The organism is Variovorax sp. OV329 (genome assembly GCF_900114785.1).
Taxonomy (GTDB): domain Bacteria; phylum Pseudomonadota; class Gammaproteobacteria; order Burkholderiales; family Burkholderiaceae_C; genus Variovorax.
This window is the reverse complement of sequence record NZ_FOUG01000007.1, coordinates 35,222-60,182: the sequence shown is the minus strand read 5'-3', so window position 1 is coordinate 60,182 and position 24,961 is coordinate 35,222. Positions and strand designations below refer to the sequence as shown.

At 69.7% G+C, this 24,961-nt stretch carries 22 protein-coding genes; 12 read left to right on the top strand and 10 right to left on the bottom strand.

Annotation, left to right across the window (positions count from 1 at the left end):
• The first annotated feature begins 81 nt into the window (after positions 1-81).
• Together BM345_RS13610 and BM345_RS30750 are read left to right on the top strand one after the other, a co-directional pair.
• Positions 82-3,072 (top strand): adenosylcobalamin-dependent ribonucleoside-diphosphate reductase, encoded by a 2,991-nt coding sequence (locus tag BM345_RS13610; RefSeq protein WP_093380287.1) that lies wholly within the window; start codon positions 82-84, stop codon positions 3,070-3,072.
• Positions 3,073-3,083: 11 nt separating this feature from the next.
• Positions 3,084-3,218, top strand: a complete 135-nt coding sequence (locus BM345_RS30750) for a hypothetical protein (protein WP_302847538.1) — start codon at positions 3,084-3,086, stop codon at positions 3,216-3,218.
• Positions 3,219-3,246: 28 nt separating this feature from the next.
• Here BM345_RS30750 and BM345_RS13605 read toward each other — a convergent pair whose 3' ends face one another.
• Together BM345_RS13605 and BM345_RS13600 are read right to left on the bottom strand one after the other, a co-directional pair.
• The gene (locus BM345_RS13605) at positions 3,247-4,482 is read right to left on the bottom strand and encodes a D-alanyl-D-alanine carboxypeptidase family protein (RefSeq protein ID WP_093380286.1); all 1,236 of its coding nucleotides are present in this window, start codon (positions 4,480-4,482) and stop codon (positions 3,247-3,249) included.
• A gap of 129 nt (positions 4,483-4,611) precedes the next feature.
• Positions 4,612-5,112: an Lrp/AsnC family transcriptional regulator gene (locus tag BM345_RS13600; protein ID WP_093380284.1), complete on the bottom strand. Its 501-nt coding sequence runs from the start codon at positions 5,110-5,112 to the stop codon at positions 4,612-4,614.
• Positions 5,113-5,185: 73 nt separating this feature from the next.
• Here BM345_RS13600 and BM345_RS13595 point away from each other — a divergent pair, with 73 nt between their 5' ends.
• Positions 5,186-6,154, top strand: coding sequence for a DMT family transporter (locus tag BM345_RS13595; protein ID WP_093380283.1), 969 nt, complete (start codon positions 5,186-5,188; stop codon positions 6,152-6,154).
• Positions 6,155-6,364: 210 nt separating this feature from the next.
• Positions 6,365-7,108 (top strand): Crp/Fnr family transcriptional regulator, encoded by a 744-nt coding sequence (locus BM345_RS13590; RefSeq protein ID WP_093380281.1) that lies wholly within the window; start codon positions 6,365-6,367, stop codon positions 7,106-7,108.
• A 10-nt stretch (positions 7,109-7,118) separates the two neighbouring features.
• Here the strand turns inward: BM345_RS13590 and BM345_RS13585 are convergent, their stop codons facing one another.
• Together BM345_RS13585 and BM345_RS13580 are read right to left on the bottom strand one after the other, a co-directional pair.
• Positions 7,119-9,170, bottom strand: coding sequence for an ATP-binding protein (locus BM345_RS13585; RefSeq protein WP_093380280.1), 2,052 nt, complete (start codon positions 9,168-9,170; stop codon positions 7,119-7,121).
• Positions 9,167-9,901, bottom strand: coding sequence for a winged helix-turn-helix domain-containing protein (locus tag BM345_RS13580; protein ID WP_254789723.1), 735 nt, complete (start codon positions 9,899-9,901; stop codon positions 9,167-9,169). The genes BM345_RS13585 and BM345_RS13580 overlap by 4 nt, the downstream gene beginning before the upstream one ends.
• A 138-nt stretch (positions 9,902-10,039) precedes the next feature.
• Here BM345_RS13580 and BM345_RS13575 point away from each other — a divergent pair, with 138 nt between their 5' ends.
• Positions 10,040-10,885 (top strand): universal stress protein, encoded by an 846-nt coding sequence (locus tag BM345_RS13575; protein WP_093380278.1) that lies wholly within the window; start codon positions 10,040-10,042, stop codon positions 10,883-10,885.
• Between the two features lie 21 nt (positions 10,886-10,906).
• On the opposite strand, the gene BM345_RS13570 is transcribed toward BM345_RS13575, so the two are convergent.
• Positions 10,907-11,452 (bottom strand): universal stress protein, encoded by a 546-nt coding sequence (locus BM345_RS13570; protein WP_254789722.1) that lies wholly within the window; start codon positions 11,450-11,452, stop codon positions 10,907-10,909.
• 127 nt (positions 11,453-11,579) lie between these two features.
• Between BM345_RS13570 and BM345_RS13565 the strand changes: the two genes are divergently transcribed.
• Positions 11,580-12,167 (top strand): hemerythrin domain-containing protein, encoded by a 588-nt coding sequence (locus BM345_RS13565; RefSeq protein ID WP_093380277.1) that lies wholly within the window; start codon positions 11,580-11,582, stop codon positions 12,165-12,167.
• 3 nt (positions 12,168-12,170) lie between these two features.
• Here the strand turns inward: BM345_RS13565 and BM345_RS13560 are convergent, their stop codons facing one another.
• Both BM345_RS13560 and BM345_RS13555 read right to left on the bottom strand, forming a co-directional pair.
• Positions 12,171-13,103 (bottom strand): EamA family transporter, encoded by a 933-nt coding sequence (locus BM345_RS13560; RefSeq protein WP_254789721.1) that lies wholly within the window; start codon positions 13,101-13,103, stop codon positions 12,171-12,173.
• Positions 13,104-13,251: 148 nt separating this feature from the next.
• Entirely contained in the window at positions 13,252-14,004 is a 753-nt protein-coding gene (locus BM345_RS13555; RefSeq protein WP_093380275.1) for a CerR family C-terminal domain-containing protein, read from the bottom strand.
• A gap of 232 nt (positions 14,005-14,236) precedes the next feature.
• Here BM345_RS13555 and BM345_RS13550 point away from each other — a divergent pair, with 232 nt between their 5' ends.
• From BM345_RS13550 to BM345_RS13530, 5 genes are read left to right on the top strand one after another with little or no spacing between them, the layout of a single operon-like run.
• Positions 14,237-15,271 (top strand): HlyD family secretion protein, encoded by a 1,035-nt coding sequence (locus BM345_RS13550; protein ID WP_093380274.1) that lies wholly within the window; start codon positions 14,237-14,239, stop codon positions 15,269-15,271.
• Complete coding sequence (locus BM345_RS13545) at positions 15,268-17,049, top strand: ATP-binding cassette domain-containing protein (protein WP_093380272.1); 1,782 nt, start codon at positions 15,268-15,270, stop codon at positions 17,047-17,049. The genes BM345_RS13550 and BM345_RS13545 overlap by 4 nt, the downstream gene beginning before the upstream one ends.
• The gene (locus BM345_RS13540; RefSeq protein WP_093380270.1) at positions 17,046-18,206 is read left to right on the top strand and encodes an ABC transporter permease; all 1,161 of its coding nucleotides are present in this window, start codon (positions 17,046-17,048) and stop codon (positions 18,204-18,206) included. Before BM345_RS13545 ends, BM345_RS13540 begins: the two co-directional genes overlap by 4 nt.
• A gap of 14 nt (positions 18,207-18,220) precedes the next feature.
• Entirely contained in the window at positions 18,221-19,351 is a 1,131-nt protein-coding gene (locus BM345_RS13535) for an ABC transporter permease (RefSeq protein WP_175544997.1), read from the top strand.
• Positions 19,352-19,380: 29 nt separating this feature from the next.
• On the top strand, positions 19,381-20,877 hold the full coding sequence (locus BM345_RS13530; protein WP_093380268.1) for an efflux transporter outer membrane subunit: 1,497 nt from the start codon (positions 19,381-19,383) through the stop codon (positions 20,875-20,877).
• A gap of 63 nt (positions 20,878-20,940) precedes the next feature.
• Here BM345_RS13530 and BM345_RS13525 read toward each other — a convergent pair whose 3' ends face one another.
• Both BM345_RS13525 and BM345_RS13520 read right to left on the bottom strand, forming a co-directional pair.
• Complete coding sequence (locus tag BM345_RS13525; protein ID WP_254789720.1) at positions 20,941-21,918, bottom strand: tripartite tricarboxylate transporter substrate-binding protein; 978 nt, start codon at positions 21,916-21,918, stop codon at positions 20,941-20,943.
• A gap of 47 nt (positions 21,919-21,965) precedes the next feature.
• Positions 21,966-23,357, bottom strand: coding sequence for a M20 family metallopeptidase (locus tag BM345_RS13520; RefSeq protein WP_093380712.1), 1,392 nt, complete (start codon positions 23,355-23,357; stop codon positions 21,966-21,968).
• Between the two features lie 418 nt (positions 23,358-23,775).
• Here BM345_RS13520 and BM345_RS13515 point away from each other — a divergent pair, with 418 nt between their 5' ends.
• On the top strand, positions 23,776-24,678 hold the full coding sequence (locus BM345_RS13515; RefSeq protein ID WP_175544995.1) for a LysR family transcriptional regulator: 903 nt from the start codon (positions 23,776-23,778) through the stop codon (positions 24,676-24,678).
• Positions 24,679-24,709: 31 nt separating this feature from the next.
• Here BM345_RS13515 and BM345_RS13510 read toward each other — a convergent pair whose 3' ends face one another.
• Positions 24,710-24,934 (bottom strand): hypothetical protein, encoded by a 225-nt coding sequence (locus tag BM345_RS13510; RefSeq protein ID WP_093380263.1) that lies wholly within the window; start codon positions 24,932-24,934, stop codon positions 24,710-24,712.
• Positions 24,935-24,961: the final 27 nt, after the last annotated feature.

Here is a 24,961-nt window from a genome sequence, read left to right as displayed (position 1 = left end):
GGGTCTTTTCGTGCGCTGCTGGCGGCGATGCCGGCCAGGCCGCATCATGGGTGCTTGTCCGGCCCTGCGCAGGAAGGCTTCATGACGACCGATTCGCTCCGCTCGAACAGGAAGAAGCAGCCCCAGGACGCGGCGGCAACCCGGCCCGCTGCGGGTGAGACCGCCGTGCTGCCTCCGCAGCCCATCAGCCAGGCCGTGCTGCTGGAAAAGTACGCCAAGGGCGACGAACGCAGCGTCGATGACGTGCAGCGGCGCCTGGCGCGTGCCATTGCGCAGGTGGAAGAGCCCTCGCAGCACGTCCACTGGGAAGCACGCTACCTCGAAGCGCTGCAGGCCGGCTTCCTGCCCGCGGGCCGCATCCAGTCGGCGGCCGGCACCGACCTGAGCGCAACACTCATCAACTGCTTCGTGCAGCCGGTGGGCGATTCCATCGCGGCCGAGGAAGACGGCCACCCCGGCATCTACGTGGCGTTGAAGGAAGCGGCCGAGACCATGCGGCGCGGCGGCGGCGTGGGCTACGACTTCTCGCGCATCCGCCCGCGCGGCGCCTGGGTGGCGGCCACGCGCTCCAGCGCCTCCGGGCCGGTGTCGTACATGCGGGTGTTCGACCGCTCCTGCGAGACGGTGGAATCGGCCGGCGCACGCCGCGGCGCGCAGATGGGCGTGCTGCGCTGCGACCACCCGGACATCGAGGAATTCATCCATGCCAAGGATGCCGGCGACCTGGCCAACTTCAACATCTCGGTGGGCCTGACCGATGCCTTCATGCAGGCGGTGCAGGACGATGCGCAGGTGGAACTGCTGCACCGCGCAGCACCCGGCCCGCGCCTGTCCGGTGCGCGCCAGCGAAGCGATGGCATGTGGGTCTACCGGACGCTGCCTGCGCGCGAGCTGTGGGAGCAGATCATGCATTCCACCTACGACCACGCCGAGCCGGGCGTGCTCTTCCTGGACCGCATCAACGTCGACAACAACCTGTCGTACTGCGAGACCATCGCCGCCACCAACCCCTGCGGCGAGCAGCCGCTGCCGCCTTACGGCTGCTGCTGCCTGGGCTCCATCGACCTGACGCGATTCGTTCGACATCCCTTCGACGACGAAGGCGCGGCGAGCTTCGACGAGGAAGGCTTCGGCGCGCTGGTGCAGGTGGCAGTGCGCATGCTCGACAACGTGCTGGAACTCAGCGTCTGGCCGCTCCCGCAGCAGCTGGAAGAGGCGCAGCGCAAGCGCCGCATCGGCCTGGGCTTCACCGGCCTGGGCGACGCGCTGGTGATGCTGGGCCTGCACTACGACAGTGACGAGGCGCGTGCCATGGCGCGGCGCATTGCCGAACGCATGCGCGACGCGGCCTACGGCGCCTCGGTGACGCTGGCCGAGGAGCGGGGCGCCTTCCCGCTCTTCAATGCCGACCTGCTGCTGAGCCGCGGCACTTTCGCATCGCGGCTGCCGGCTTCGCTGAAGGAACGCATCCGCGCCAAGGGCCTGCGCAACTCGCACCTGCTGTCGATCGCCCCCACCGGCACCATCAGCCTGGCCTTCGCGGACAACGCCAGCAACGGCATCGAGCCCGCCTTCTCCTGGACCTACACCCGGCGCAAGCGCGAGGCCGATGGCCGCTTCGAGGAATACCCTGTGGAAGACCACGCATGGCGCCTGTATCGGCAGATGAAGGGCGAGGGCGCGCCGCTCACGCCCGCCTTCGTCACCGCGCTGGAGCTGAGCACCGATGCGCACGAGCAGATGGTGGCCGCGGTGGCGCCGTGCATCGACACCGCAATCAGCAAGACCGTGAACGTGCCGGTCGACTACCCCTACGAGGAGTTCAAGGACCTGTACCTGCGTGCCTGGCGCTCGGGCCTGAAGGGCCTGTCGACCTACCGGCCCAACCCGGTGCTGGGCTCCGTGCTGGTGGCCTCGCAGCCGCAGGCCGGTGGAACGCCGCCGCAGCAGCAGGCCGACGCGCTGACACTGGACGCCGGCGTGGCCGGGTTGCTCAACGAGCGCCTGCTGCTGGACCGTGCGCCGCAGCCTGTGCTGGCCTCGCTGCGCTGGCCGGGCCGGCCGGATCTGCCCGGCGGGAATGCCGCCTGGAGCTTCATGATCCGCCATCCCTTTGGCGAGTTCGCGCTATTCGTAGGCGAATTGCCTGAATCGGACGGCCGCCTGGCGCCCTTCGAGGTGTGGTTCAACGGGGCCGAGCAGCCGCGCGGGCTGGGCGCGCTGGCCAAGACCCTGTCGATGGACCTGCGCGCCAAGGATCCGGCCTGGATGCGCCAGAAACTGGACCTGCTGGCCACGGTGCAGGAAGAGCGCGCCTTCGAGATGCCCTTTCCGCCACACGGTGAACTGCGGCGCTTTCCTGGCGTGGTGGCCGCCACTGCGGCCGTGATCCGCTGGCGTTGCGAGCAGTTAGGCCTGTGGCAGGGCGGCGAGGCCGCACCCACGCCGGTGATCGATGCGCTCTTCAGCCGCGCGGAGCCCGAGACCGGTCCCAACGGCACGCTGGCCTGGGCCGTGGACATCCACAACCCGGCCAGCGACGAAGCCTTCACCCTCACGCTCAAGGAGGTGCTGCTGCCCGACGGCCGCGGCGGACGCGTGGCGCGCCCCTGCGCGGTGGGGCTGTCGGGCAATCATCCGCGTGCGCTCGATGGCCTGGCGCGCATCCTCTCGCTGGACATGCGGGTACTGGACCCGGCCTGGATCGGCATGAAGCTGCGCAAGCTGCTCAACTACGCCGAGCCGCTGGGCCACTTCATGGCCTTCGTGCCGGGCCTGCCGCCGGGGCAACGGCGCCAGCAGATGTGGCCCTCCACCGTGGCCTACATGGCGCAGCTGATGATCCACCGCTATGCCATGCTGGGCGTGCTCGATGCCAACGGCTACCCGGTGACACCCATGGGCATCCTGCAGGTGCCCGGCGATGCCTCCGAAGGCGGGGCGGGCGACGCCGTGCAGGCCCTGCCGCCGATGGCCGGCGTGCGCTGTCCTGAATGCGGCAACGCCAGCGTGATCCGCAAGGACGGCTGCGACTTCTGCACCGCGTGCGGGTATGTCGGGGCCTGTGGCTGAAGGGGAAAGCAATGTTGACCGGACGCGGGCGTGACGGCAGCTGGGACGGGCACACCCGCCGCATCGGCTTCAACGCGAGGATCCTGGAGGGCGTGGTCGCGGCCGACCTGCCGGTTCAGGAGATCGACGGCAGGCACCTGTGGTGAGTGGCGTGCGCGACGCCACTCGTCGCGATCACTTGCCGAACAGCCGCAGCACGCGCTGCCACGTGCGCAGCATGAAGCCCGCGCGCTCCACGTCCGCCTGGGCCACCAGCGGCGCTTCGCCGACCTGCTTGCCGTTCGAGGTCGCGATCACCTTGCCGATCACCGCACCCTTGGCCACCGGCGCTTCCAGGTCGGGCTTGATCTGCGCCGAGGTCTGCACCTGCTGGCCGCGCGGCACCGTCAGCGCCCAGGGCGATCCGAGCCCCGCGGGCACGGTGTCGGCCTTGCCGAAGATGACCTTGGCCGTCGAGACGACGGTGTTCGGCTGGATGGGGGTGGCCTTCTCGAAATTGGCAAAGCCCCAACCCAGCAGCGTGCGCGACTGGTCGGCGCGCGCCTGCGCGCTGTTGGTGTTGAGGATGACCGTGATCAGGCGCATGCCGTTGCGCTTGGACGAGGTGACCAGGCAGTAGCCGGCATCCTGCGTGTGGCCGGTCTTCAGGCCGTCGACCGTGGGGTCGGTGTAGAGCAGGGCGTTGCGGTTGCCCTGCTTGATGCCGTTGTACTTGAACTCGCGCTCGGCGTAGATGGGGTAGTAGTCGGAGCTGTCACGGATGATCGCGCGCGCCAGGATCGCGAGGTCGCGCGCCGAGGCCTTGTGCTGCGGGTCGGGCAGGCCCGTGGCGTTGACGAAGTTGGTCTGCGTCATGCCCAGGCGCTTGGCCTCGGCGTTCATCAGCTTGGCGAAGCCTTCTTCGGAGCCGGCCATGTGCTCGGCGATTGCCTTCGACGCGTCGTTGCCCGACTGCACGATGATGCCGCGCAGGATGTCGATGACCGTGGCCTGGCTGTTGAGCGGCAGGTACATGCACGACTCGGTGCTCGAGCCGCGGCACCAGGCGTTCTGGCTGACCGAAACGAGGTCTTCCTTCTTGAGCTTGCCGGAGCGTAGCGCCTGTTCGACCAGGAAGCTGGTCATCATCTTGGTCAGCGATGCGGGGGGCAGCGGCTCGTCGGCGTTGGACGAGGCGAGCACCTCGCCCGAGTCGAAGTCCATCAGCAGCCATGCCTTGGCGGCAAGGGCCGGCGCGCCGCCGGCTACCGCGGTCTGTCCGGCCGCTGGCGCCGGGGCGGGCGCCTCGGCTGCGGGCTTCTTCTGGGCTGCATGCTTGGGAGGGGCTGCAAAAGACACCGATTGGGGAACGAGGGCGCCCGTGGCAATGGCGAAGGCGACGGGGAGAAGGGAGAAAGTGTTGAATTGCATGGGCGTTCAGGGGCAGAACCGAAATTGTGGCATCTCAATTGCCGATTTCCGGGAATGCAGGGAGGGATCGGGAAACGCATTGCAAGTTCAGCCGGCCAGCCGGGCTTTTTTTCGCAAAGGCCCGGGCGGTCAGTGCTCCTGCGGCGGCACGGTCACGGTGGCGCCCGTCTTCACACGGTCCAGGGCCACGAGGCTGCGGTAGCTCTTGACGGCCTCGTTCTCGGCGAACAGGCGCCGGGTGAGACGCTCGTAGCTGCGCATGTCGGTGGCGACGATGACCAGCACGAAGCTGGTTCCCCCGGTCACGTAGTAGCACTGCTGGACCTCGGGCGCGTCGCGGAACAGGGCCTTCGCGGCGTCGACGGTCGCGGCGCGCTCATCGTGCAGGTGGACCTCGACGATCGAGGTGATGGTGGCGGACAGGGCCTCGGGGTCGACCAGGGCGACGTTGGCCAGGATGACGCCAGCCGATTCCATGGCCGCGATCCGCCGCTGCACCGCCGCGGTGGACAGCGCCACCGCCTCGGCGATGAGCCGTTGGGGCATCTTGTTGTCCTGCTGTACCAGTTGGAGGATGGCCTTGTCGAACCGGTCCAGGGCGAACGAGGGTGCAGGGCGCTTCTTCGGCATGGCGAGTAATTTGTGCGTTTGGAATCGGAATTTCGAGGAAATTGCACCCTCTGCCGAGAATAGCATTCAGGCCATGAGTTCGAATCCAGCCCTGGTTGCCTCCGGCGCGCCGACTTCCGCCCGGACGCTTTCCGGCATTGGCTACGGCGCCGGCGCAGGAGCCCTGTGGGGATTCGTCTTCCTCGCGCCGGAACTGGTGGGCGATTTCGGCCCGCTCCAGTTGAGCGCGGGCCGCTACTTCTTCTACGGGCTCATCTCGGTGCTGCTGATCGCGCCGCGGTGGCGCAACCTGCGCGCGCTGGTGTCCCGCAGCCATTGGCGCAGCCTGTTCTGGCTCGCGCTGGCGGGCAACACGCTGTACTACGTGCTGCTGTCCGCCGCGGTCCAGATGGGCGGAATCACGATGACCTCGCTGGTGATCGGCTTCCTGCCGGTGGCCGTGACGGTCATCGGCAGCCGCGACCGTGGCGCTGTGCCGCTCAGGCGGTTGATGCCATCGCTGCTGTTGTGCGTTCTGGGGACCGCGTGCATCGGCTGGCAGTCGCTCGTGGCGCCCGTCCCGGACGCGAACGGCCACCCGTTGCTGGGCCTGGTCTGTGCCATCGGCGCGCTGATCTCCTGGACCGCCTACGCCGTGGGCAACGCGCGCTGCCTGGCCCGCCTGCAGCAGGTGTCCGCGCACGAGTGGAACCTGTTGACGGGGCTCATGACCGGTGCCCAGAGCCTGGTGCTGATTCCGCTGGCCTTCGCGCTGGAGGGATCGTCCCACGGCGCCGACGCATGGATGCGCTTCGCCGGCGTGTCGGCCGCGCTGGCCCTGCTGGCCTCCCTAGTGGGCAACGCCTGCTGGAACCGGATGAGCCGCCTGCTGCCCCTGACCCTGGTGGGCCAGATGATCCTGTTCGAGACGGCCTTCGCGTTGCTCTACGGATTCCTGTGGGAGCAGCGCATGCCCACGCCGGCCGAGATGGCCGCGCTCGGGTGCGTGGTCATGGGCGTGCTGACCTGCCTCAGGGCGCACCGGCGCGTCGCCCTGGCCTGAACCCGGGCCGCGCTTCTCCGGTGCCCACCCCTGGCCCATGGTCTCGATGAGCAAGGACTGGATCAGCGCGCGCAGATGCGCCTGGCGCCATGGCAATCGCCGGGTTACCGTCCATTCACACGCCATTTACCCGTTGTGACCCAAGGGGCCTGGAATGTCGTCGAACTGCAGAGGTGGCTTTCTACGCTCGCTCCAAACGAGGAGCCCTTCATGCAAGTCCACAGCGACGCCCCCGCGAATCCCAGCCAACACAGCGCCGCCTTCGACGTGCGCGGCATCACCGAGACGCTGCGCCTGCTGCAGCAGCACCTGCCGGTCCAGCGCCGGCTGGTGCACGCCGGCGACGTGGTGTGCCAGGTGGGCCAGAAGTTCAACTGCCTCTACGTGGTCAATTCCGGTTTCTTCAAGTTGGTGAACCTGTCGGCCGAAGGGCGCGGGCAGGTGGTGGGCCTGCATTTCCGCGGCGACTGGATGGGGCTGGAAGGCATTGCCGACGGCCACTACGGCTGCGACGCGGTGGCCATGGACACGGGCGAGGTCTGGGCCATCCCCTACGACGCGCTGCTGCAGTCCGGCCTGCGCACGCCGGCCCTGTTGGCCGCGTTGCACGGCGCCATGAGCCGTGAACTCAAGCGCGACCGCGACTGCCTGATGTCGCTGTGCACGCTGCCGGTCGATGCGCGGGTGGCGGGCTTCCTCCGCTACTGGGCCGATGCGCTGGATGCGCGCGGCTTGCGCACCGACCAGTTCACGCTGCGCATGACCCGGGCCGAAATCGGCAACTACCTGGGCATGACGCTGGAATCGGTCAGCCGCGCACTCTCGCGCATGGCGCGTGGCGAGGTGATCGCCTTCACCGACAAGGCGCGGCGCGACATCCAGATCCCGCGCGTGGACGCGCTGACCAGCTTCATCCAGTCGGTGTGCGCGCCCGAGCCGCAGGCCACCCACTGAGCAGGCCGCATCAGGACGAAGCCGCGGCCAGCGCGCGCAACAAAGCCTGTTCCAGCTCGCCGCTGGTGAAGGGCTTGGACAGCAGCTCCCAGGCGCTGGCTTCGTCCACGAGGCCGCTGGTGTAGCCCGACATCAGCAGCACCGGCAGGCCCGGCAACTGAGCGCGGGCCACCTCCGCCAGTTCGGTGCCTCGCATGCCGGGGCCCAGCACCACGTCGGACAGCAGCAGGTCGACCGCCTCGTCGGAATCGAGCACCGCCAGCGCCTCCTCCGCGGTGGCGCAGCCATGCAGCTCGCAATTCAGCGACACCAGGAATCCTTCGACCACGCGGCGGACTTCGGCATCGTCTTCCACCAGCAGCACGTGCAGGCCCGGGGGCAGCTTCGCCGGCTTGCCGGCCGGCGGTTCAGGAGCGGGCGACCTCGCGACGGGCAGCGTGCGCGGCAGGTACAGCGTGACCGTGGTACCGGCGCCCGGTGCGCTGTCGATGTCCACGCCGCCACGCGACTGCCTGGCAAAGCCGTACACGGTGGACAGCCCGAGCCCCGTGCCTCGCCCGGCTTCCTTGGTGGTGAAGAAGGGCTCGAAGGCGCGCTCGCGGACCTCCTCGCTCATGCCGCTTCCATCGTCCGTGATGGCGATGGCCACGTAGCCTTGTGTGGGTGACGTGGCACCGTCTTCCTCCGATGCCAGCGCGGCCGGCAGCACCTGCGCCGGGCGGCAGGAGAACGCCAGGCGACCACCCTGCGGCATGGCATCGCGCGCATTGATGGCGATGTTCAGCAGCGCCGATTCCAGCTGCATCGGGTCGGCCAGGCAGTGCATCGCCTGCGCGTCCAGCGCGATGGACACCCGCTGGTCCAGCGTACGGCGCAGCATGTCGGTGAGCGAGCGCAGCAGCGCGGCGACGTCCACCGTGCTGGGCTGCAGCACCTGCCTGCGCGAGAAGGCCAGCAGCTTGGCGGTCAGTTCCGCGCCGCGTCGCGTGGCCCGCATCGCGCTGGCGACGCTTTGCGCGAGTGCCGGCTCGCTGTCGTGCACGGGCAGGTCTTCCAGCACCTGCAGGTTGCCCGAGATCACGGTGAGCAGGTTGTTGAAGTCGTGCGCCACGCCGCCGGTGAGCTGGCCCACCGATTCGAGCCGCTGCGCATGGTGCAGCGCTTCCTCGGTGCTGCTTCGCTGCAGCACGGTGGCCAGCAGGCTGGCCAGTGATTCGAGGAAGCGCGACTCCTCGTCGCCGAAGCGGCCTGCCGCCTGCGAGCGCGCCACCATGAGGCCGATGCGGCGCCCGCGGTCGGTGAGCGGCACGCTAAGTTCGGCCTGCAGTCCCTCGGTGCGGTGCGGCGGCGACAGGCCCGCAGCATCCACGCGCACCGGGCTGCCGCTGGCGATGACCTCCGCTGCGGCGGAGCCGGCCTCCAGCCGCAGGCGCTTGCCCGGCCCCTCGTGCGGCAGCAGGCCGACACCGGCGCGCACCTGCAGGTCCTGCCCGTCATGACCCAGCAGCAGGATCGCGACCGATTCCACTTGCAGCGCCTGCGCCGCGATGGCCGGCACGCGTTCCAGCAGGGGCTGCGCGTCGCGCGCATCCACGGCCAGGCGGCCGAATTGCGCCAGGTGCTCCGCGTAGCGGGCGCGCTGCAGGGCCTGCTTCACGCGCGGGTACTCGGCCACGCCGCGCATGGCGGCCACCACGTAGGGCAGGCCATGGTCCTGCAGCGGACTGAGGGCGATCTCCACCATCACCTCGCTGCCGTCGCGCCGGCGCGCCACCAGCTCCATCTGCGTGCCCATGGGCCGCGCGCGCGGCGCCTTGGCATAGGCTTCGCGGTAGGCGGCGTGGCGCGGGCGGATGGCGTCGGGCACCAGTGGCTCCACCGGCACGCCGGCGAGCTGGCCGGGCTCGTAGCCGAGCAGGGCACAGGCCGCCGGGTTGGCCAGGCGGATCACGCCCTGCAGGTCGACCAGCAGGAGGCCGTCGGGATAGGCGCCGAAGAGCGAGCGGTAGACCGCACCGTCCTCCAGCCCCGGCAGCGCGCCGGTCGGGGGCGCGGAATTCATGCGCCGGCCTCGACCCTGGGCACCAGGATGTAGCCCGCGCCCCGCACCGACTTGATGATCTGCGGGTTGTTGGGGTCGGCTTCCACCTTGCGCCGCAACCGGCCGATCTGCACGTCGATGGTGCGGTCGAAGGGGCCGCCGTCGCGCCCGCGCGTGTGCTCCAGCAGGAAGTCGCGCGACAGCACGCGGCCCGGGTGCGTGGCCAGGGCGCAGAGCAGGTCGAACTCGCCGGTGGTCAGCGGCACCTCCTCGCCCTGAGCATCCAGCAGGCGGCGCGCGGCGGTGTCCAGCGACCAGTTGGCGAAGCGCAGGATGTTGCGCGCCGGCTCCGGGGCTACCGTGTTCGAGCTCGCCGGCGGCGCAATGCGGCGCAGCACGGCCTTCACGCGAGCCAGCAGCTCGCGCAGGTCGAAGGGCTTGGTCACGTAGTCGTCCGCGCCCACCTCCAGGCCCACCACCTTGTCCACCGGGTCGCCCCGGCCGGTGACGATCACCAGCCCGCAATGCCAGTGCTCGCGCAACTGGCGGGCGATGGCGAAGCCGTCGTCGCCGGGCAGGCCCAGGTCGAGCAGCACAAGTTGCGGCGTGTCGTCGGCCATGAGGTCCATCAGCGCCGAGCGCGTGTGCAACTGGCTGACCCGGAAGCCGTGGCCGCCGAAGTAGCTGGCCAGGAGCTGGGTGATGTCGGATTCGTCGTCGAGGACTGCGATGTGCGTGGGGAGGGTGCTCACGCGGTCGATGGTAGTCGGGGCCTCGCACCCCTTCAACGGAGGACGGCCCCGGCGGGCTTGATCCCCGTCAAGACCTGAGGGGCGCCACGGGCGCACCATGCGCGAGACGGCGCAATCGCGCATCGCCTGGAGCCGGCCATGAGCTACAAGACCATCCTCGTGCACCTGGACACCTCGCACCGCTGCACCGCGCGCGTGGGGCTGGCGGCGGCCTGGGCGCGGCTTCATGGCGCACATCTGAGCGGCCTGCTACCCAGCGGGCTTTACGACGGCCGCATGCCGGCCGATGCCATCGCGCCCGGCGGCGCGGGTTTCATCCGGCAATCGGCCCATTACCTGCGTGAGCGAGCCGAGCGCGTGGGACGGGCCTTCCACCGCCAGCTCGACGTGCCCGACGGTCCGCCGCACGAGCTCTTCGTGGTCGACGGTGCGGCAGCCGATTCACTGGTGCTGCACGGACGCAGTGCCGACCTGGTGGTGCTGGGCCAGTACGACAGCCGCGACACCGGCGACATGGAGCCGGTGGACCTGCCGCAGCGCGTGCTGATGGACGTGGGCCGGCCGATCCTGCTGGTGCCGCATGCGGGCCAGTTCCGCGCGGTGCCGCGGCACGCGCTGGCGGCCTGGGACGGCTCGCGCGAATCGGCGGTGGCGCTGCACGCGGCCCTGCCCGCACTGGCGCACGCGCAGAAGGTGACGCTGATCCATTGCCGCCCGGCCAGGACCGCGGCCGAGCCCGGCCTGCAGCTCACCTTGCCCGAGGTGCTCACCTACCTGCGCCGCCATGGCGTGCCGGCCGAGGCCGAGGACGCGGTCGGCAACCGCGGCGTGGCCGACACCCTGCTCTCGCACGTGGCCGACCTGGACGTGGACCTGCTGGTGATGGGCGGCTACGGCCACTCGCGCCTGCGCGAGCTGGTGCTGGGCGGCACCACCCGCAGCATCCTGCGCCAGATGACCGTGCCGGTGCTCATGGCGCACTGAGCGCCATGGCAAGGCGGGCTTTCAGGAGGAGCGTTCGATCGACAGGGCGCCCGAGGGCAGGCTGACGCGCTCGTGCTGCGCACCGGCCTCACCGGCCTTTTGCGCAACGGCCTCCTCGGCCGGTCGCACCAGCAGCACCGGCACCGGGGCCGAGCGCAGGATGTTCTCCGCGCCGCTGCCCAGCACCAGCCGGCCGAAGCCGCGGCGACCGTGCGTGCCCACCACGATCAGCTCGGCGGGCCAGCGGCGGGCCTCGGCCGCGACCGCATCGGGCAGCTTGTCGTTGTAGCTCTGGTGCAGCACCACGCTCACTTTGACGCCCGCGGCTTCGGCGATGCGCCGGCCTTCCTCCAGCAGCCTCGCGCCGGTCTCGCGCAGGGTGCCGATCCAGTCGGCGGCCTGGCCGGCGTAGGCGTCCATGGCGAGGGCGAAGGAGAGGTCGTCGATGACGTGGAAGAGGCGCAGCTCTCCCTGCGTCGTCTGCGCCAGGCGAATGGCTTCCTGCAGACCCAGTTGCGAGGTCTCGCTGCCATCGAGCGGAACAAGGATTCGTTGGTAGATCGGCATGGCACTCCTCTCGGGGTTGGATGAAGGATGACCCAGTATCAGCACATAGTATGGGCGCCGGTTTGATGTGGCGCAAAGTCCGCAGGCGCGGTTCGGGCAACACTGGCGGCCCACCACGGAGCGCGCCATGCAAGAGACCATCCAGATCATCCGCAACGAACACGCGGCCCTCTCGGCCATGCTGCGTTCCATCCGGATGCTGCTGGCCGAGCACCGGCGCAAGGGCAGCCTGCCGGACTTCGCGGCCCTGCGCGCGATGCTGTTCTACGTGGACGAGTTTCCCGAGAAGCGGCACCACCGCAAGGAATCGGAGCTGCTCTTTCCCAAGCTGCGCGCGCGCACGCCGATTTCACGCGAGCTGCTGGACCGGCTGGACGACGACCACGACCGTGGCGAGCGCAAGATCCGCAACGTGGAGCACGCGCTGCTGGCCTTCGAGATCATGGGCGAATCGCGCCGCGAGGCCTTCGAGGCGGCGATGGAGCGATACGTCGACTTCTACCTGGCGCACATGGCGCTGGAGGAGCGGGAGATCCTGCCGCTGGCCATGCGGGTGCTCACGCACGATGACTGGGACGAGCTCGACGCCGCCTTCAGCACCAACCGCGACGCGCTGGCCGGGGCCGAGCCGGAGGAGGCATACCGGCAGCTGTTCAGCCGCATCGTCAACCAGGTGCCGGCGCCCATCGGCCTGGGGCCGGAAGTGCCGGCCTGAGGCTCAGCCGCGCCGGGCTGCCCAGCGCCCGCCGAACATCACCGCCAGCAGGGCCGCAACGACGAAGCCGATGCCGGCCCATTGCCAGGTGCTGATCTGCTCGCCCAGCAGCCCCATGCCCGCCGCCAGCCCGACGATGGGCACGCCCAGGCTGAAGGGTGCCACGCGATTGGCAGGGTGCCGCTTGAACAGGCCCGTCCACATCGCGTAGGCCAGCACGGTGGCCAGCCAGGCCAGGTAGGCCGCGCCGGCCCAACTGCCCGCGCCGGCATGCATCCACTGCCAGCGCGTGGCCGGCGGATCGAACAGGAAGCTCATCAGGATGAAGGGCACGATGGGCACCAGGCTGCTCCACACCACGAACTGCAGCGCATCGAAGTGCGGATGCGCCTGCTGCGCCTTGCGCGCGATGATGTTCGAGCTGGCCCACATGGCCGCGGCGCCGAGGTTGAGCGCCAGCCCCAGCGCGGTGGTGGCGCCGCCGCTGCCCGCCACGTAGTTGATGGCGAAGCAGCCCAGGCCCAGCGCGGCCAGCGCGAGGCCGGCGCGCAGCGGGCCGGCGATGCGCTCGTGCAGCAGGGCCATGCCCAGCAGCGCCGTGAAGAAGACCTGCGTCTGCATCACCACCGAGGCCAGCGCCGCCGTCATGCCTGCCTGCAGGGCCGTGAAGAGCAGGCCGAACTGGCCCACGCCCTGCGCCAGCCCGTAGTAGACCAGCCAGCGCATCGGCAGCTGCGGCCGCCGGATGAAGAACACCAGCGGAAAAGCCGCCAGCAGGTAGCGCGCCGCGCCCAATTGGAAGGGCGTGAAGTCGTGCAGCGACACCTTCATCGCCACGAAATTCAGGCCCCAGATCAGCACCACGCCCAGGGCGGAGGCCAGGTCGATGCCGGCCAGCGGCGCGGCGGTGCCGCGCGTTGCGCTCGCGGCGCTCACGCGGGGACCTTGTGCCGGCGGGTCGGGGAGGGGAGTCGGAACGGGAAAGCGGTGCTGAGGGCGGTCATGGGCGCGGGGATTCCGGGGAGCCCGCGATTGTGGCCGCTCGGTAGGTCCGCATTCCGGGACTTGCCCGGGCGTGGGCAGTTCAGGCGCGGCGGCGTGCCGTCGCAGCCCTGGACTTGGATGCAGGCGCGCTGCGATGGGCCGCGGCCAGGGCGTCCAGGCCGGCCATGACGTAGCGGATCAGGTCTTCCTGCAGGCCCTGCGGGTCCTGCGCCAGGGCCGGCAGCACGCGCAGCAGGCTTTCTCGCGGCGCCACCAGCATCATGATCGCGGGCAGCACCACGAAGGCCACGCCGCGCTGCACGGCCGGGTGCGTGTCGGGCAGGCCCAGCACCTGCGCCATCAGCCCGCGCATCGCCGCGGCCTTGGGCCGCACGGCCTTCTCCACCATCACCGGCAGCAGGGCCGAGGGCGAGAACACCTCGCGCACCATCACGCGGTAGCCCCAGGGCACGCCGCGTCCGGCGGACATGCCCAGCACGCGGCCGAGCACCGTGCGCAGCTTGTCGTGCGGCGTGGCGTCCGGGTTCTGCGTGACGGCCAGCAGTTCGTCCAGGCTGAGGATCTGGCGATGCGCCTCGATGAGCACCGCCTCGTACAGACCTTCGCGGCTGCCGAAGTGGTAGTTGATGGAGGCCATGGGCGTGCCGGCCCGTTGGGCGATTTCCTTGGTGGTGCCTTCGGCGAGGCCGCGCTCGGCGAAGACCTGGCCGGCCGTCTCCAGCAGGTGCTGGCGCGTGGCCTGGCCGCCGGGGCGCGGGCTGCGGGCCGGCGCGGCGGATGCTTGCGCCTTCTTCGCCGGTGCGCGCTTCTTGGGAGGGATGGCGGGTTTCATCTGACTGCGAGAAATTTATTTGAATTTGAATTCAGATTCGATATCATGCAGTCTATCGCTTCCAAACTTCGCCCACAACCGGCGCCAGGCAAATCCAGCATGCAAGGCTGGGACACAGACGAAACCGGTGATGACGCGCAGTCCCCAAGATGGAAGCCCCCGGCATCCAGCTTGCGCGCCCGAGCGGACTGGCCATCGCATCTCCCAGGCGCATCTCTTCAGGATCAATCGAATGAACAAGAAGCCTCTGATCGCCGGTGCCGTCATCCTCCTGGCCGGTGCCGCCGCCCTGGCCTGGTGGCTGCAGCGTGAGCCGGCCGCGCGCAGCGAGATCGTGCTGTTCGGTAACGTCGACCTGCGGCAGGTGTCGCTGGCCTTCAACGGCAGCGAACGCATCGCCCGGCTGGCGGTGGAGGAGGGCGACCATGTGAAGGCCGGGCAGGTGCTGGGCGAGCTGGACGTGCGCACCCTCCAGCTGCGCGCCGACCAGGCGCGGGCGCAGATCGGCGTCAGCCAGCAGGCGCTGGACCGCCTCAAGACCGGCAGCCGCCCCGAGGAAATCGCCCAGGCCCGCGCCCAGGTGGCCGGCGCCGAAGCCGATGCGCGGCTGGCGCAGCAGCAGGTCGAGCGCCTGCAGTCCATCGGCCAGAGCACCGGCGGGCGCGGCATCAGCCAGCAGGACACGGACGCTGCGCTGGCCCGGCGCAAGGTGGCGCAGGCGCAGCTGGAGAACGCCCGCAAGGCGGCGCAACTGGTGGTGACCGGCCCGCGCAAGGAAGACATCGCGCAGGCGCAGGCGCAGCTTGAATCCTCGCGTGCCGGGCTGGCCCTGCTGGAGCACCAGATCGCCGAGTCGACCCTGAAGGCGCCCATCGACGCCGTGGTGCGCGCGCGCCTGCTGGAGCAGGGCGACATGGCCTCGCCACAGCGGCCGGTCTACACGCTGGCCATCACCGACCCCAAGTGGGTGCGGGCCTATGTGTCCGAGCCGGACCTGGGGCGCATCCGCTCGGGCATGGCGGCCCGCATCAGCACCGACAGCGCGCCGGGCCAGCCCATCGAGGGGCGCATCGGCTTCATCTCCTCGGTGGCCGAGTTCACGCCCAAGACGGTGCAGACCGAGGAACTGCGCAGCAGCCTGGTCTACGAGGTGCGCGTGCTCGCGCAGGACACCGGTGACCGCCTGCGCCTTGGCATGCCCGCGACCGTGCGCATCGCGCTCGACGCGCAGCAGCGGCCCCAGGCGAAGACCGAAAGCCGCCCATGAACGGCACGCCCGCGCTGGTGGCCCAGGGGCTGCACAAGCGCTTCGAGGTCAAGGGCAAGCCCGCGCCGGTGGTGGCGTTGCACGATGTGAGCCTCATGGTGCCCGCCGGGGCGCTGACGGCCTTCGTCGGCCCGGACGGTGCCGGCAAGACCACGCTGTTGCGCCTGGCAGCCGGCTTGCTGCGCTCCAGCAAGGGCAGTCTTGCGGTGCTGGGCATCGACGTGGCGAGGGATCCGCAGGCAGTCCAGGACCGCATCAGCTACATGCCGCAGCGCTTCGGCCTTTATGAGGACCTGAGCGTGCAGGAAAACCTCGACCTGTACGCCGACCTGCACGGCGTGCCTGCCGACATGCGCCGCGAGCGCTATGCGCGCCTGCTGGAGATGACCGACCTGGGCCGCTTCACCGCGCGCCCCGCCGGCAAGCTCTCGGGCGGCATGAAGCAGAAGCTGGGGCTGGCCTGCACGCTGGTGCGCTCCCCGCAGCTGCTGCTGCTGGACGAGCCCACCGTGGGCGTGGACCCGCTCTCGCGCCGGGAGCTTTGGGAAATCGTCGAGCAGCTGGTGCAGCAGGAACACCTCAGCGTGATCGTCAGCACCGCCTACCTGGACGAAGCCGAGCGTTGCGCCCAGGTCTTCGTGATGCACGAGGGCAGGTTGCTGGCCGAGGGCCCGCCGGCGCAGCTTCGCGAGCGGGCGCGTGACCTGTGCTTCGTCGCACGGGCGCCCGTGGGCGTCGCGGCGCGCACGCTGCAGGCACGGCTGCTGGATGCGCCCTCCGTCGTGATCGACGCGGTGCCCGAGGGCGGCGACGTCCGATTCATCCGCCACCCGCAGACCGATGCCGCGGCGCTCGATGCATTGCTGCAGGGCGCGCCGGCCGAGCCGGTGCCTGCTCGACTGGAGGACGGCTTCATGGTGCTCTTGCGCGCGCAGCGCGCGGTGCCCCAAGCTCCCCCTGCGCAGGCTGCACCCCTGGAGGCGCCCAAGCCCGGCGAGGTGATGATCGAGGTGCGCGACCTGGTGCGGCGCTTCGGTGACTTCACCGCCGTGGCCAGCACCAGCTTCCAGGTGCGGCGCGGCGAGATCTTCGGCCTGCTGGGGCCCAACGGCGCCGGCAAGACCACCACCTTCCGCATGCTGTGCGGCCTGCTGCCGGCCAGCAGCGGCTTCCTGCAGGTGGCGGGCGTCAACCTGCGCCATGCGCGGGCGCAGGCGCGCAGCCGCATCGGCTACGTGTCGCAGAAGTTCGCGCTATACGGCAACCTCACGGTGATCGAGAACCTGTCCTTCTTCGGCAGTGCCTACGGCCTGCGTGGCGAGCGGCTGAAGACGCGCATGCGCGCGGTGCTCGACGAGTTCGACCTGAAGGGCCAGGAGGAAGCCACCAGCGGGCAGCTGCCCGGCGGCTTCAAGCAGCGGCTGGCGATGGCGGCCGGCCTGCTGCACGAGCCTGAGATCCTGTTCCTGGACGAGCCCACCAGCGGCACCGATGCGCTGGCGCGGCGCGAGTTCTGGCGCCGCATCACCGCGCTGGCCGCGGCGGGCGTGACCATCATCATCACCACGCACTTCATGGAAGAGGCGGAGTACTGCGACCGCATCGTGATCCAGGATGCCGGCAAGCTGCTGGCCATCGGCACGCCGCAGCAGGTGCGCGAGAAGGCGCTGCCCACCGAAGGCCGCCGCGCCAACATGGAAGACGCCTTCATCGGCATCGTGAGCCAGGCGCGCGCGCAGGCGACGGCACCCGCGGACGGGCAGGGGGCTGCGGCATGAGCGAACAGGGCACTTCCTCTCACGCGCTGGCGCGGCTGGTGGCGCTCACGCGCAAGGAAACGCGGCAGTTGCTGCGCGACCCCAGCAGCCTGGCCATCGGCATCCTGCTGCCCATCCTGTTGATCCTGCTGTTCGGCTACGGCCTGTCGCTGGACGTGAAGAACGCGCCGCTCGCCCTGGTGATGGAAGACAGCTCGCCCACCGCCACTCAGGCGGTGGCCGGGCTCTCGCTCACGCCCTACATCTCGCCGGTTCCGCTGGTCTCGATGCAGGAGGCCGAGGCGCTGCTGCGCGCGCACAAGGTGGACGGCATCGTGCGGGTGCCAGGCGATTTCTCCAGCCGGCTGGCCGAAGGCAACGCGCGCATCCAGATCGTGGTGAACGGCGCCGATGCGAACAAGGCCAACACCATCCTGCGCTACGCCGGTGCGGCCCTGGGCAGCAACCCGCAGCGGCTGGCAGACCGCGCGGGCGCGGCGGGGCAGGGCCTGCCCAATGCCAACGGCATCGGCTCGGTGAGCGTGGAGCCGCGCTTGTGGTTCAACAGCGCCAACAACAGCACCTGGTACCTGGTGCCCGGGCTGGTGGTGCTCATCATGACGCTGGTGGGCGCCTTCCTCACCGCCCTGGTGATGGCACGCGAGTGGGAGCGGGGCACCCTGGAGGCGCTGTTCGTCACGCCGGTGCGGCCGGGCGAGATCCTGGTGGCCAAGATCATTCCCTACTTCGGCATCGGCATGGCCGGCCTGGCGCTGTGCCTGGTGGCGGCGCGCTTCCTGTTCAACGTGCCGATGGTGGGTTCGCTCTTCCTGCTGGTGTTCGCCTCGATGCTCTACCTGATCGTGGCGGTGGGCATCGGCCTGGTGATCTCTTCTGTCACCCGCAACCAGTTCCTGGCCAGCCAGGTGGCGCTGCTGTCGAGCTTCCTGCCGGCCATGCTGCTGTCGGGCTTTTTGTTCGACCTGCGCAACGTGCCGTGGGTGGTCTACGTCGTCGGCCACATCCTGCCGGCCACCTATTTCATGGAGCTGATCCGCGCGCTCTTCCTGGCCGGCAACATCTGGCCCCTGGTGATCAAGAACTGCCTGATCCTCATGGCCTATGCGGTGGGCCTGCTGTGCGTGGCGCGGGCGGTGACGCAAAAGCGTTTGGACTGAAGGACGCACACGCCATGCGCACCCTCATTGCCGAGTTCCTCTTCCGTGTGGCGCAGCTGTGCCGCAAGGAACTGCTGGTCATCCTCAAGGACCCGACCAGCCGGGTGATCCTGATCGTGCCGGCGATCATGCAGAGCCTGATCTTCGGCTACGCCGCCACCTACGACCTGCAGCGCGTGGACTACGCATTGCTGGACCAGAGCCGCGGTGCCGCCTCGCAGGAATTGGTGGCCCGGCTGGAAGGCGGCGGCGTGTTCCGCCGCGCGATGACGCTGCGCTCGCCGGCCGACATCCAGGCGCCGATCGACACGCAGAAGGTGCTGCTGGTGCTGCACATCGGCCCGCGCTTCGAGCAGCAGCTGATGGCCGGCGAAGCCACGCCTGTGCAGGTGATCGTGGACGCGCGCAACTCCACCACCGCCGGCGCGGCGGTGGGCTACGTCACCGAGGTGGTGAACGGCTTCAACGCCCGCTGGAGCGAGCGCCACGGCGGCCAGCCGGCGCCGCTCCAGATCGAGCAGCGCGCCTGGTTCAACCCCAACCTGGAAACGCGCTGGAACTTCATGCCGGGCCTGGTGGCGGCGCTGAGCATGCTGCAGACCCTGCTGCTCACCGCGCTCTCGGTGGCGCGCGAGCGGGAGCAGGGCACCTTCGACCAGCTGCTGGTCACGCCGCTCACGCCCACGCAGATCATGATCGGCAAGGCCATCCCGCCGGTGCTGGTGGGGCTGGTGCAGTCCACGCTGATCCTGCTGGTGACGCTGCTGTGGTTCCGCATCCCCATGGCGGGGTCGCTGGCCACGCTGTACGCAGGGCTGCTCTTCTTCACGGTGGCCAGCGTGGGCATCGGCCTGTCGATCTCGGCGGTGTCGGCCAACATGCAGCAGGCCATGCTCTACACCTTCGTGCTGATCATGCCGATGATGCTGCTCTCGGGCCTGACCACGCCGGTGAGCAACATGCCCGAGGCGCTGCAGGTCGCGACCTGGATCAATCCGCTGCGCTTCGCCATCGACCTGGTGCAGCGGGTCTACCTGGAGGGCGTGGGCTTCGGCACGGTGTGGCTCAACCTGGTGCCGCTGACCCTCATCGCGGTGGTCACGCTGCCGCTGGCCACCTGGCTGTTCCGCCACCGTCTCGTATGAACCCCCTTTCATCGAAGAAGAGGTCCGTCATGACTTCCCTGAATCTTCATCGCCCGACCTTGCTGGCGCTGATCGCCTGCGCGCTGGTGGCCGGCTGCGCCGTCGGCCCCGACTTCCAGGCGCCGGCCGACCCGGCGCCGGGCGATTTCGCAAGCTGGCACGGTGGCGCCGCCGAACTGGTCCCCGATGCGGCCCGTGCCGGTGGCGTGGCGGTCTCGCCCGTCGGCTGGCAATCCTTCTCCGACCCGGTGCTCGCGCAATTGCAGGCCAGGGCGGTGCAGGCCAATCCAGACCTGCAGACCGCCGTGCTGCGCTTCGCCCAGAGCCGCGCCCAGGGCCAGGCAGTGCGCTCGCAAGGCATGCCGCAGCTCAACGCCAGCGGCTCGGCGCTGCGGCTGCGCGAGAGCGAGGACGGCGACTTCGCCCGCGTCATCGGCGCCATCAACCCGGCCAGCAAGGACGCGGTGGTCAAGGTGCTGAGCGAGCCGCACGACATGTTCCAGGCCGGCTTCGACGCCTCGTGGGAGCTGGACCTGTGGGGCCGCGTGCGCCGTTCCATCGAGGCCTCCGACGCCGACGAGGCCGCGGCCCGCGCCATGCTGGCCCAGGTGCAGCTGAGCGTGCAGGCCGAGGTGGCGCGCCGCTATTTCGAGTTGCGCTCGACGCAGACGCAGATCCGCATCGCCCGTGCCGACATCCTGGCCGGCGAGGAAACGCGCTCGCTGGTGCAGGCGCGCACCAGCGGCGGCCTGACCACCGGCCTGGACCTGAGCCGGCAGGACGCGCAGCTGGCCGACGTGCGCGCCCGACTTCCGCAGCTGCTGGGGCGGGAAGCGCAGGCCATCAACCAGATCACGCTGCTGCTGGGCGTACGTCCTGGCGCGCTGGCGTCGGAGCTGGCCCCGCAGATGCCGGCCCAGGCGGCAGCCTTGCCCGACCTGTCGCTGGGCCTGCCTTCGGAGGTGGCGCTGCGCCGCCCCGACATCCAGCGGGCGCAAGCGCAACTGCACGCGGCCACGGCGGGCATCGGCGTGGCGGTGGCCGACCTGTACCCGCGCATCACCATCGGCGCGCGATTCGGCTTCGAGTCGGTGGACGCCAGCACCTTCGGCGAATGGGGGAGCCGAGCCTGGTCGATCGGGCCCAGCCTGCAACTGCCGATCTTCGACGGCGGCCGCCGCCGCGCCACCGTGACGCTGCGCAAGCTGCAGGAGCAGGAGGCCGCGGTGGCCTACCAGCAGACTGTGCTGAAGGCCTGGCACGAGATCGACGACGCCCTGAGCGCCTACACCTCGGAGCGCCAGCGCAACGTGCAGCTGGCCGCGATGGAAGTGGCCAGCCGCGACGCCTGGGACCTGGCCCGCGTGCGCTACGAGCACGGCATGACCGACTTCCTGGTGGCCCTGGACGCGCAGCGCACCCTGCTGCAGGCCCAGCGCGCGCATGCCGACAGCAATGCCCGCCTGGCGCTGAACCTGGTCGTGGTGGCCAAGGCACTGGGCGTGCAGCCGGCCCCGGCGGCGTGAAGAATCGCCGAAAGTCTGCCAGCCGAAGATCTCGGCCCAGGAGGAACGCGGCGCGCAGCGCCTTTATTCCACCTTGAGACCCAGCCGCTGCACCAACGCCCGGTTGCGCTGCAACTGGCTGCCGATCATCTGCACGAAGGCCGGCTCGTCCGCGATCGCGATGCTGGCCCCGAGTTCGCGCATGCGCGCTTGGACGGCCGGTTCCTGCACGGCCTTCAGCGCGGCCGTGCGGATCTTCTCGACCACCGCCGGCGGCGTCTTCGCCGGGACCACCAGGCCGAACCAGGTGTCGAGGATGTCGCTGAGATCCGGATAGCCCAGTTCGGCAAAGGTGGGCACCTGGGGCAGTTCAGGCGAGCGCTTGTCCCCGCCAATGGCGATGGGCAGGAGCTTGCCGGACCTCAGGTGCTGCAGCACCGAGGGCAACTGGTCGCCCAGGATCAGCTGGGTGCCGGCCAATGCGTCGACCAGGGCCGGTCCCATGCCGCGGTAGGGCACGGGCACCAGGCTGACGCCCAGCTTCTCGTTCATCATGCCCACCGTCAGGTCGCCCAGGCCACCAGCGCCCGGCGTGGGGTAGTTGTAGGCGCCCGGCCGGCGCTTGAGTTCTGCCACGAAGCCGGTGAAGTCCCTGACCTGCATGCTTGGATGCACCGAGATGACCGCCGGCACATTGACCAGCTTGACCAAGGGCCGCAGCTGCTGGTTGGCCTTGGCGGCGCGCGTGAAGAAGGCCGGGTTGGCCGCCATCGTGCTGCCGGTGGCCATGCCCAGTGTGTAGCCATCGGGCTCGGCCAGCGAGATGGCCTCGGTGCCCACCATGCCGCCGGCGCCCGCGCGGTTGTCCACCACCACAGGCTGGCCCAGCGCCTTGGCCATCGGCTCGGCGATGACGCGGGCGACCAGATCGGTGGAGCCGCCCGCGGCAAACGGCACGATGAGGCGGATGGGCTTCTGGGGATAAGGCGACTGCGCCGAGGCAGCGCAGGCGGCTGCGATGGCCAGGACAAGGCTCGCGCAACGTGCGGCAAGCCGGGACATGGGGCAAGGGAACATGCGGACTCCGGAAGGCGGGAGATGAAGGGGATTCAGCGCTGGAAGGGCAGTGCGACGTCGTCCGGGATCGGGCAGACGTAGGGCTTGCCGCCGCGCCGCTCCTGCAGTTCGGCCTGGGCTCGGACCAGCAGATCGGGCGATCCCAGCAGCTCGATGGCGCAACCGGCCAGCGTCCGGGCCGCCTGCAGCATCCCCTTGTGGGCCAGCGGGCTCTTGCCCTGCGCCACCCATTGCCAGCTGTGGGGCGCGGTGCCGAAGGCGTAGCAGGCGGTGAAACACTGGGCAGTGGGCGTGATCCAGCTGACGTCGCCCACGTCGGTGGAGCCGTAGATCGCGTCCTGCTGGCCGGGCAAATAGGGCCGGATGTGGTCGAACAGCGGCTTGGGGTCGCGCCAGCTCTGGCCGAGCGTACGGCCGGCGCTTTCGAGATGCTCGGCCGTCAGGGTCTGCTGGTAGGCCGCTGCCAGCCGCGTGTCCGCCTCGTCGGCCGGCGGCGCGCCCACGGCCTGCAGGTGCCGGTGCACCAGGGTGTTGAGCACCGTGTTCTCCAGCAGGTTGGAGCAGGCCTTGTCGAACACCACGTCCATCTGGCAGTCGGTCATCAGGGCCGCGCCGCGGGCAACGTTCTTCACGCGTTCGTAGAGCACGGCCGCCAGCTCGTTGCGCGGCGCACGGACCAGGTAGAGCACCTCGGCATAGGCCTGGACCACGTTGGGCGACATGCCGCCGGCGTTGGTGATCGCGTAGTGCACCCTGGAGTCGGAGGGCATGTGCTCGCGCAGGAAGTTCACGCCGACGTTCATCAGCTCGACCGCATCGAGGGCGCTGCGGCCCAGGTGCGGCGAGTCCGCCGCATGGGCCGCCTTGCCCCGGAAGCGGAAGTAGGCCTGGACGTTGGCCAGCGACTGGCCCGGGAAGATCCCGGTGTACATGTGCGGATGCCAGGACAGCGCCGCGTCCAGGTCGTCGAACAGGCCCGCGCGCGCCATGAAGGTCTTGCCGGAGCCGCCTTCCTCGGCCGGGCAGCCGTAGAAGCGCACGGTGCCGCCCTGGCCGGTGCGTTCCAGGTGGTCCTTGACGGCTGCGGCCGCCAAATGCGCCGCGGTGCCCAGCAGGTGGTGGCCGCAGCCGTGGCCGTTGCCGTTGACGATCTCGCCCGAGGGTGCGCAGCTGAGGGCGCCTGCTTCCTGGCTCATGCCGGAGAGCGCGTCGTATTCGCCCAGGATGCCGATCACCGGGCCACCGCTGCCTGCCTCGGCGACGAAGGCGGTCGGAATGCCGGCGACGCCGGAAGTCACCGTAAAGCCTTCGGCCTCCAGCATGCGTACATGCAGTTGCGCCGACGTGAACTCCTCATAACGCAGCTCGGCCAACCGCCAGATCTGGTCGGAAAGGTCGATGAATCGGGGGCTGAGGCGCGCGATGAATTCGTCGGCCGCCTGGGTGCAGGTGCTTGTCAATGAAGTCTCCGAAGGGCGAAGGAAGCGGACGCCACGCGCAAGGCGGCGCGGGAAGGCGTTTGTCGCACTGAAGCCGGTGCGTCCTGGTCGAGAAAGGGGGCGGTGTGTACCGCCGTGCGCGGCTCGCAGTGCGCCGCGGTCGTGGCGGCTAACCGGTTGCCGAAGGCAGGGCCAGTACGGCGTGACGGGGTGCGTGGTGTGACAGCGTTCTCATGGAATGGCGCGATCCTTCCTTATTCGAGAGGGATTCGCTTCTTGTATTTGGGATCAGGCGCATCGATCGTATCGGCGCACCAATAATCCGGATACGCACAAATTCTTATCGCGATGCCTGACGCTGATCGGCAGTCGCCCCAGGTTTCCAGTTCTTCACCCCCGCTCCATGAAGCTTCACCAACTTCGCGCCCTGGTGGCCGCGGCCCGTGCCGGCAGCATCCATGAAGCCGCTCGGAGCCTGCACCTGACCCAGCCGGCGGTCACGCGCGCGATCCGCGACCTGGAAGACGAGCTGGGTCTGACTTTGGTTGTCCGCACGTCCACCGGCGTGTCGCTCACCGGCGAGGGGCGGGCGATGCTGCGCCATGCGGAGCTGGTGGTGCACGAGGTGACGCGCACCGAAGAGGAAATGGCGCGGCTGCGCGGCTCGCAACTGGGACGCGTGTCCATCGGCGTGACGCCTCTGGCCAGCTCGACCGTGCTGCCGCTGGCTTACCAGCGCTTTCGCGAAGCCATGCCCGACGTGCAACTGGACTTTGCCGAGTTCAGCCCCGCCCAGCTGGCAGATCAGCTCAAGAACGGCGCCCTGGATTTCGCGCTGGGCTCCAGCATGGACCCGCGCGACTTCACTTCCTTGCGGCTGGAGTTGCTGGCGACCTTTCCCATGTGGTTCGCAGTGAGCCGGCACGGGCCGCTGTCGGGTGCCAGTACCCTGGCGCAGCTGCAGGACGCCGAGTGGCTGCACACCGGGCAGAAGGAGGAGTTCCTCGCGCTTCTGTCGCAGCTGTTTGGCCGGGCGGGCCTTGCGCCGCCGCGACGCATCACGCGCTGTGCGTCGCAGACGCTGTTCTATGGTCTCGCGGTGAATGGCGACGTGGTGACCTCGTGGACCGAACTGGCGCTGCACGGTGCGCGCGAATCGCATGACCTGCTGCCGTTGCACCTGCTGGAGCGGCCCCCCGCTCGAAAACTCTACCTGCTCTACCGGGAAAGCGCCGTGCTGACAGCGCCGGCCGGGTACTTCGTGCACTGCATCAAGACCGCCGTGCGGCAGCAGCAGTCCGGCTGATCGCCGATGCAGGCGATGCCCGTAGCACGCTTCAGTGCATCAGGCTTTGGACCCGCGGCCAGGACGTTTCGCGGCCCATCATCGCGCGGGCATACAGGTAGTTCTGCAGGGCCCGCTCGCTCAGGCCGTCCATGTCCACCTGCCCCTGCGCGTCGCAGGGAAAGGCGTAGCCGCGGCGGCCCGTGAAGAGCGGGTCGAAGCGAAGCTCCCAGCCGCCGCTGGCTGCGTTGATGGCGGTGGATGACGTGTACAACATGGTGATGCTCCTCGGCGCATTCCCCCT

Excerpts from the sequence above, each read along its gene's own strand:
- BM345_RS13610 (WP_093380287.1), top strand. The coding sequence starts at position 82 with ATGACGACCGATTCGCTCCGCTCGAACAGGAAGAAGCAGCCCCAGGAC.
- BM345_RS30750 (WP_302847538.1), top strand. The coding sequence starts at position 3,084 with ATGTTGACCGGACGCGGGCGTGACGGCAGCTGGGACGGGCACACCCGC.
- BM345_RS13605 (WP_093380286.1), bottom strand. The coding sequence starts at position 4,482 with ATGCAATTCAACACTTTCTCCCTTCTCCCCGTCGCCTTCGCCATTGCC.
- BM345_RS13600 (WP_093380284.1), bottom strand. The coding sequence starts at position 5,112 with ATGCCGAAGAAGCGCCCTGCACCCTCGTTCGCCCTGGACCGGTTCGAC.
- BM345_RS13595 (WP_093380283.1), top strand. The coding sequence starts at position 5,186 with ATGAGTTCGAATCCAGCCCTGGTTGCCTCCGGCGCGCCGACTTCCGCC.
- BM345_RS13590 (WP_093380281.1), top strand. The coding sequence starts at position 6,365 with ATGCAAGTCCACAGCGACGCCCCCGCGAATCCCAGCCAACACAGCGCC.
- BM345_RS13585 (WP_093380280.1), bottom strand. The coding sequence starts at position 9,170 with ATGAATTCCGCGCCCCCGACCGGCGCGCTGCCGGGGCTGGAGGACGGT.
- BM345_RS13575 (WP_093380278.1), top strand. The coding sequence starts at position 10,040 with ATGAGCTACAAGACCATCCTCGTGCACCTGGACACCTCGCACCGCTGC.
- BM345_RS13570 (WP_254789722.1), bottom strand. The coding sequence starts at position 11,452 with ATGCCGATCTACCAACGAATCCTTGTTCCGCTCGATGGCAGCGAGACC.
- BM345_RS13565 (WP_093380277.1), top strand. The coding sequence starts at position 11,580 with ATGCAAGAGACCATCCAGATCATCCGCAACGAACACGCGGCCCTCTCG.
- BM345_RS13555 (WP_093380275.1), bottom strand. The coding sequence starts at position 14,004 with ATGAAACCCGCCATCCCTCCCAAGAAGCGCGCACCGGCGAAGAAGGCG.
- BM345_RS13550 (WP_093380274.1), top strand. The coding sequence starts at position 14,237 with ATGAACAAGAAGCCTCTGATCGCCGGTGCCGTCATCCTCCTGGCCGGT.
- BM345_RS13545 (WP_093380272.1), top strand. The coding sequence starts at position 15,268 with ATGAACGGCACGCCCGCGCTGGTGGCCCAGGGGCTGCACAAGCGCTTC.
- BM345_RS13540 (WP_093380270.1), top strand. The coding sequence starts at position 17,046 with ATGAGCGAACAGGGCACTTCCTCTCACGCGCTGGCGCGGCTGGTGGCG.
- BM345_RS13535 (WP_175544997.1), top strand. The coding sequence starts at position 18,221 with ATGCGCACCCTCATTGCCGAGTTCCTCTTCCGTGTGGCGCAGCTGTGC.
- BM345_RS13530 (WP_093380268.1), top strand. The coding sequence starts at position 19,381 with ATGACTTCCCTGAATCTTCATCGCCCGACCTTGCTGGCGCTGATCGCC.
- BM345_RS13525 (WP_254789720.1), bottom strand. The coding sequence starts at position 21,918 with ATGTCCCGGCTTGCCGCACGTTGCGCGAGCCTTGTCCTGGCCATCGCA.
- BM345_RS13515 (WP_175544995.1), top strand. The coding sequence starts at position 23,776 with ATGAAGCTTCACCAACTTCGCGCCCTGGTGGCCGCGGCCCGTGCCGGC.
- BM345_RS13510 (WP_093380263.1), bottom strand. The coding sequence starts at position 24,934 with ATGTTGTACACGTCATCCACCGCCATCAACGCAGCCAGCGGCGGCTGG.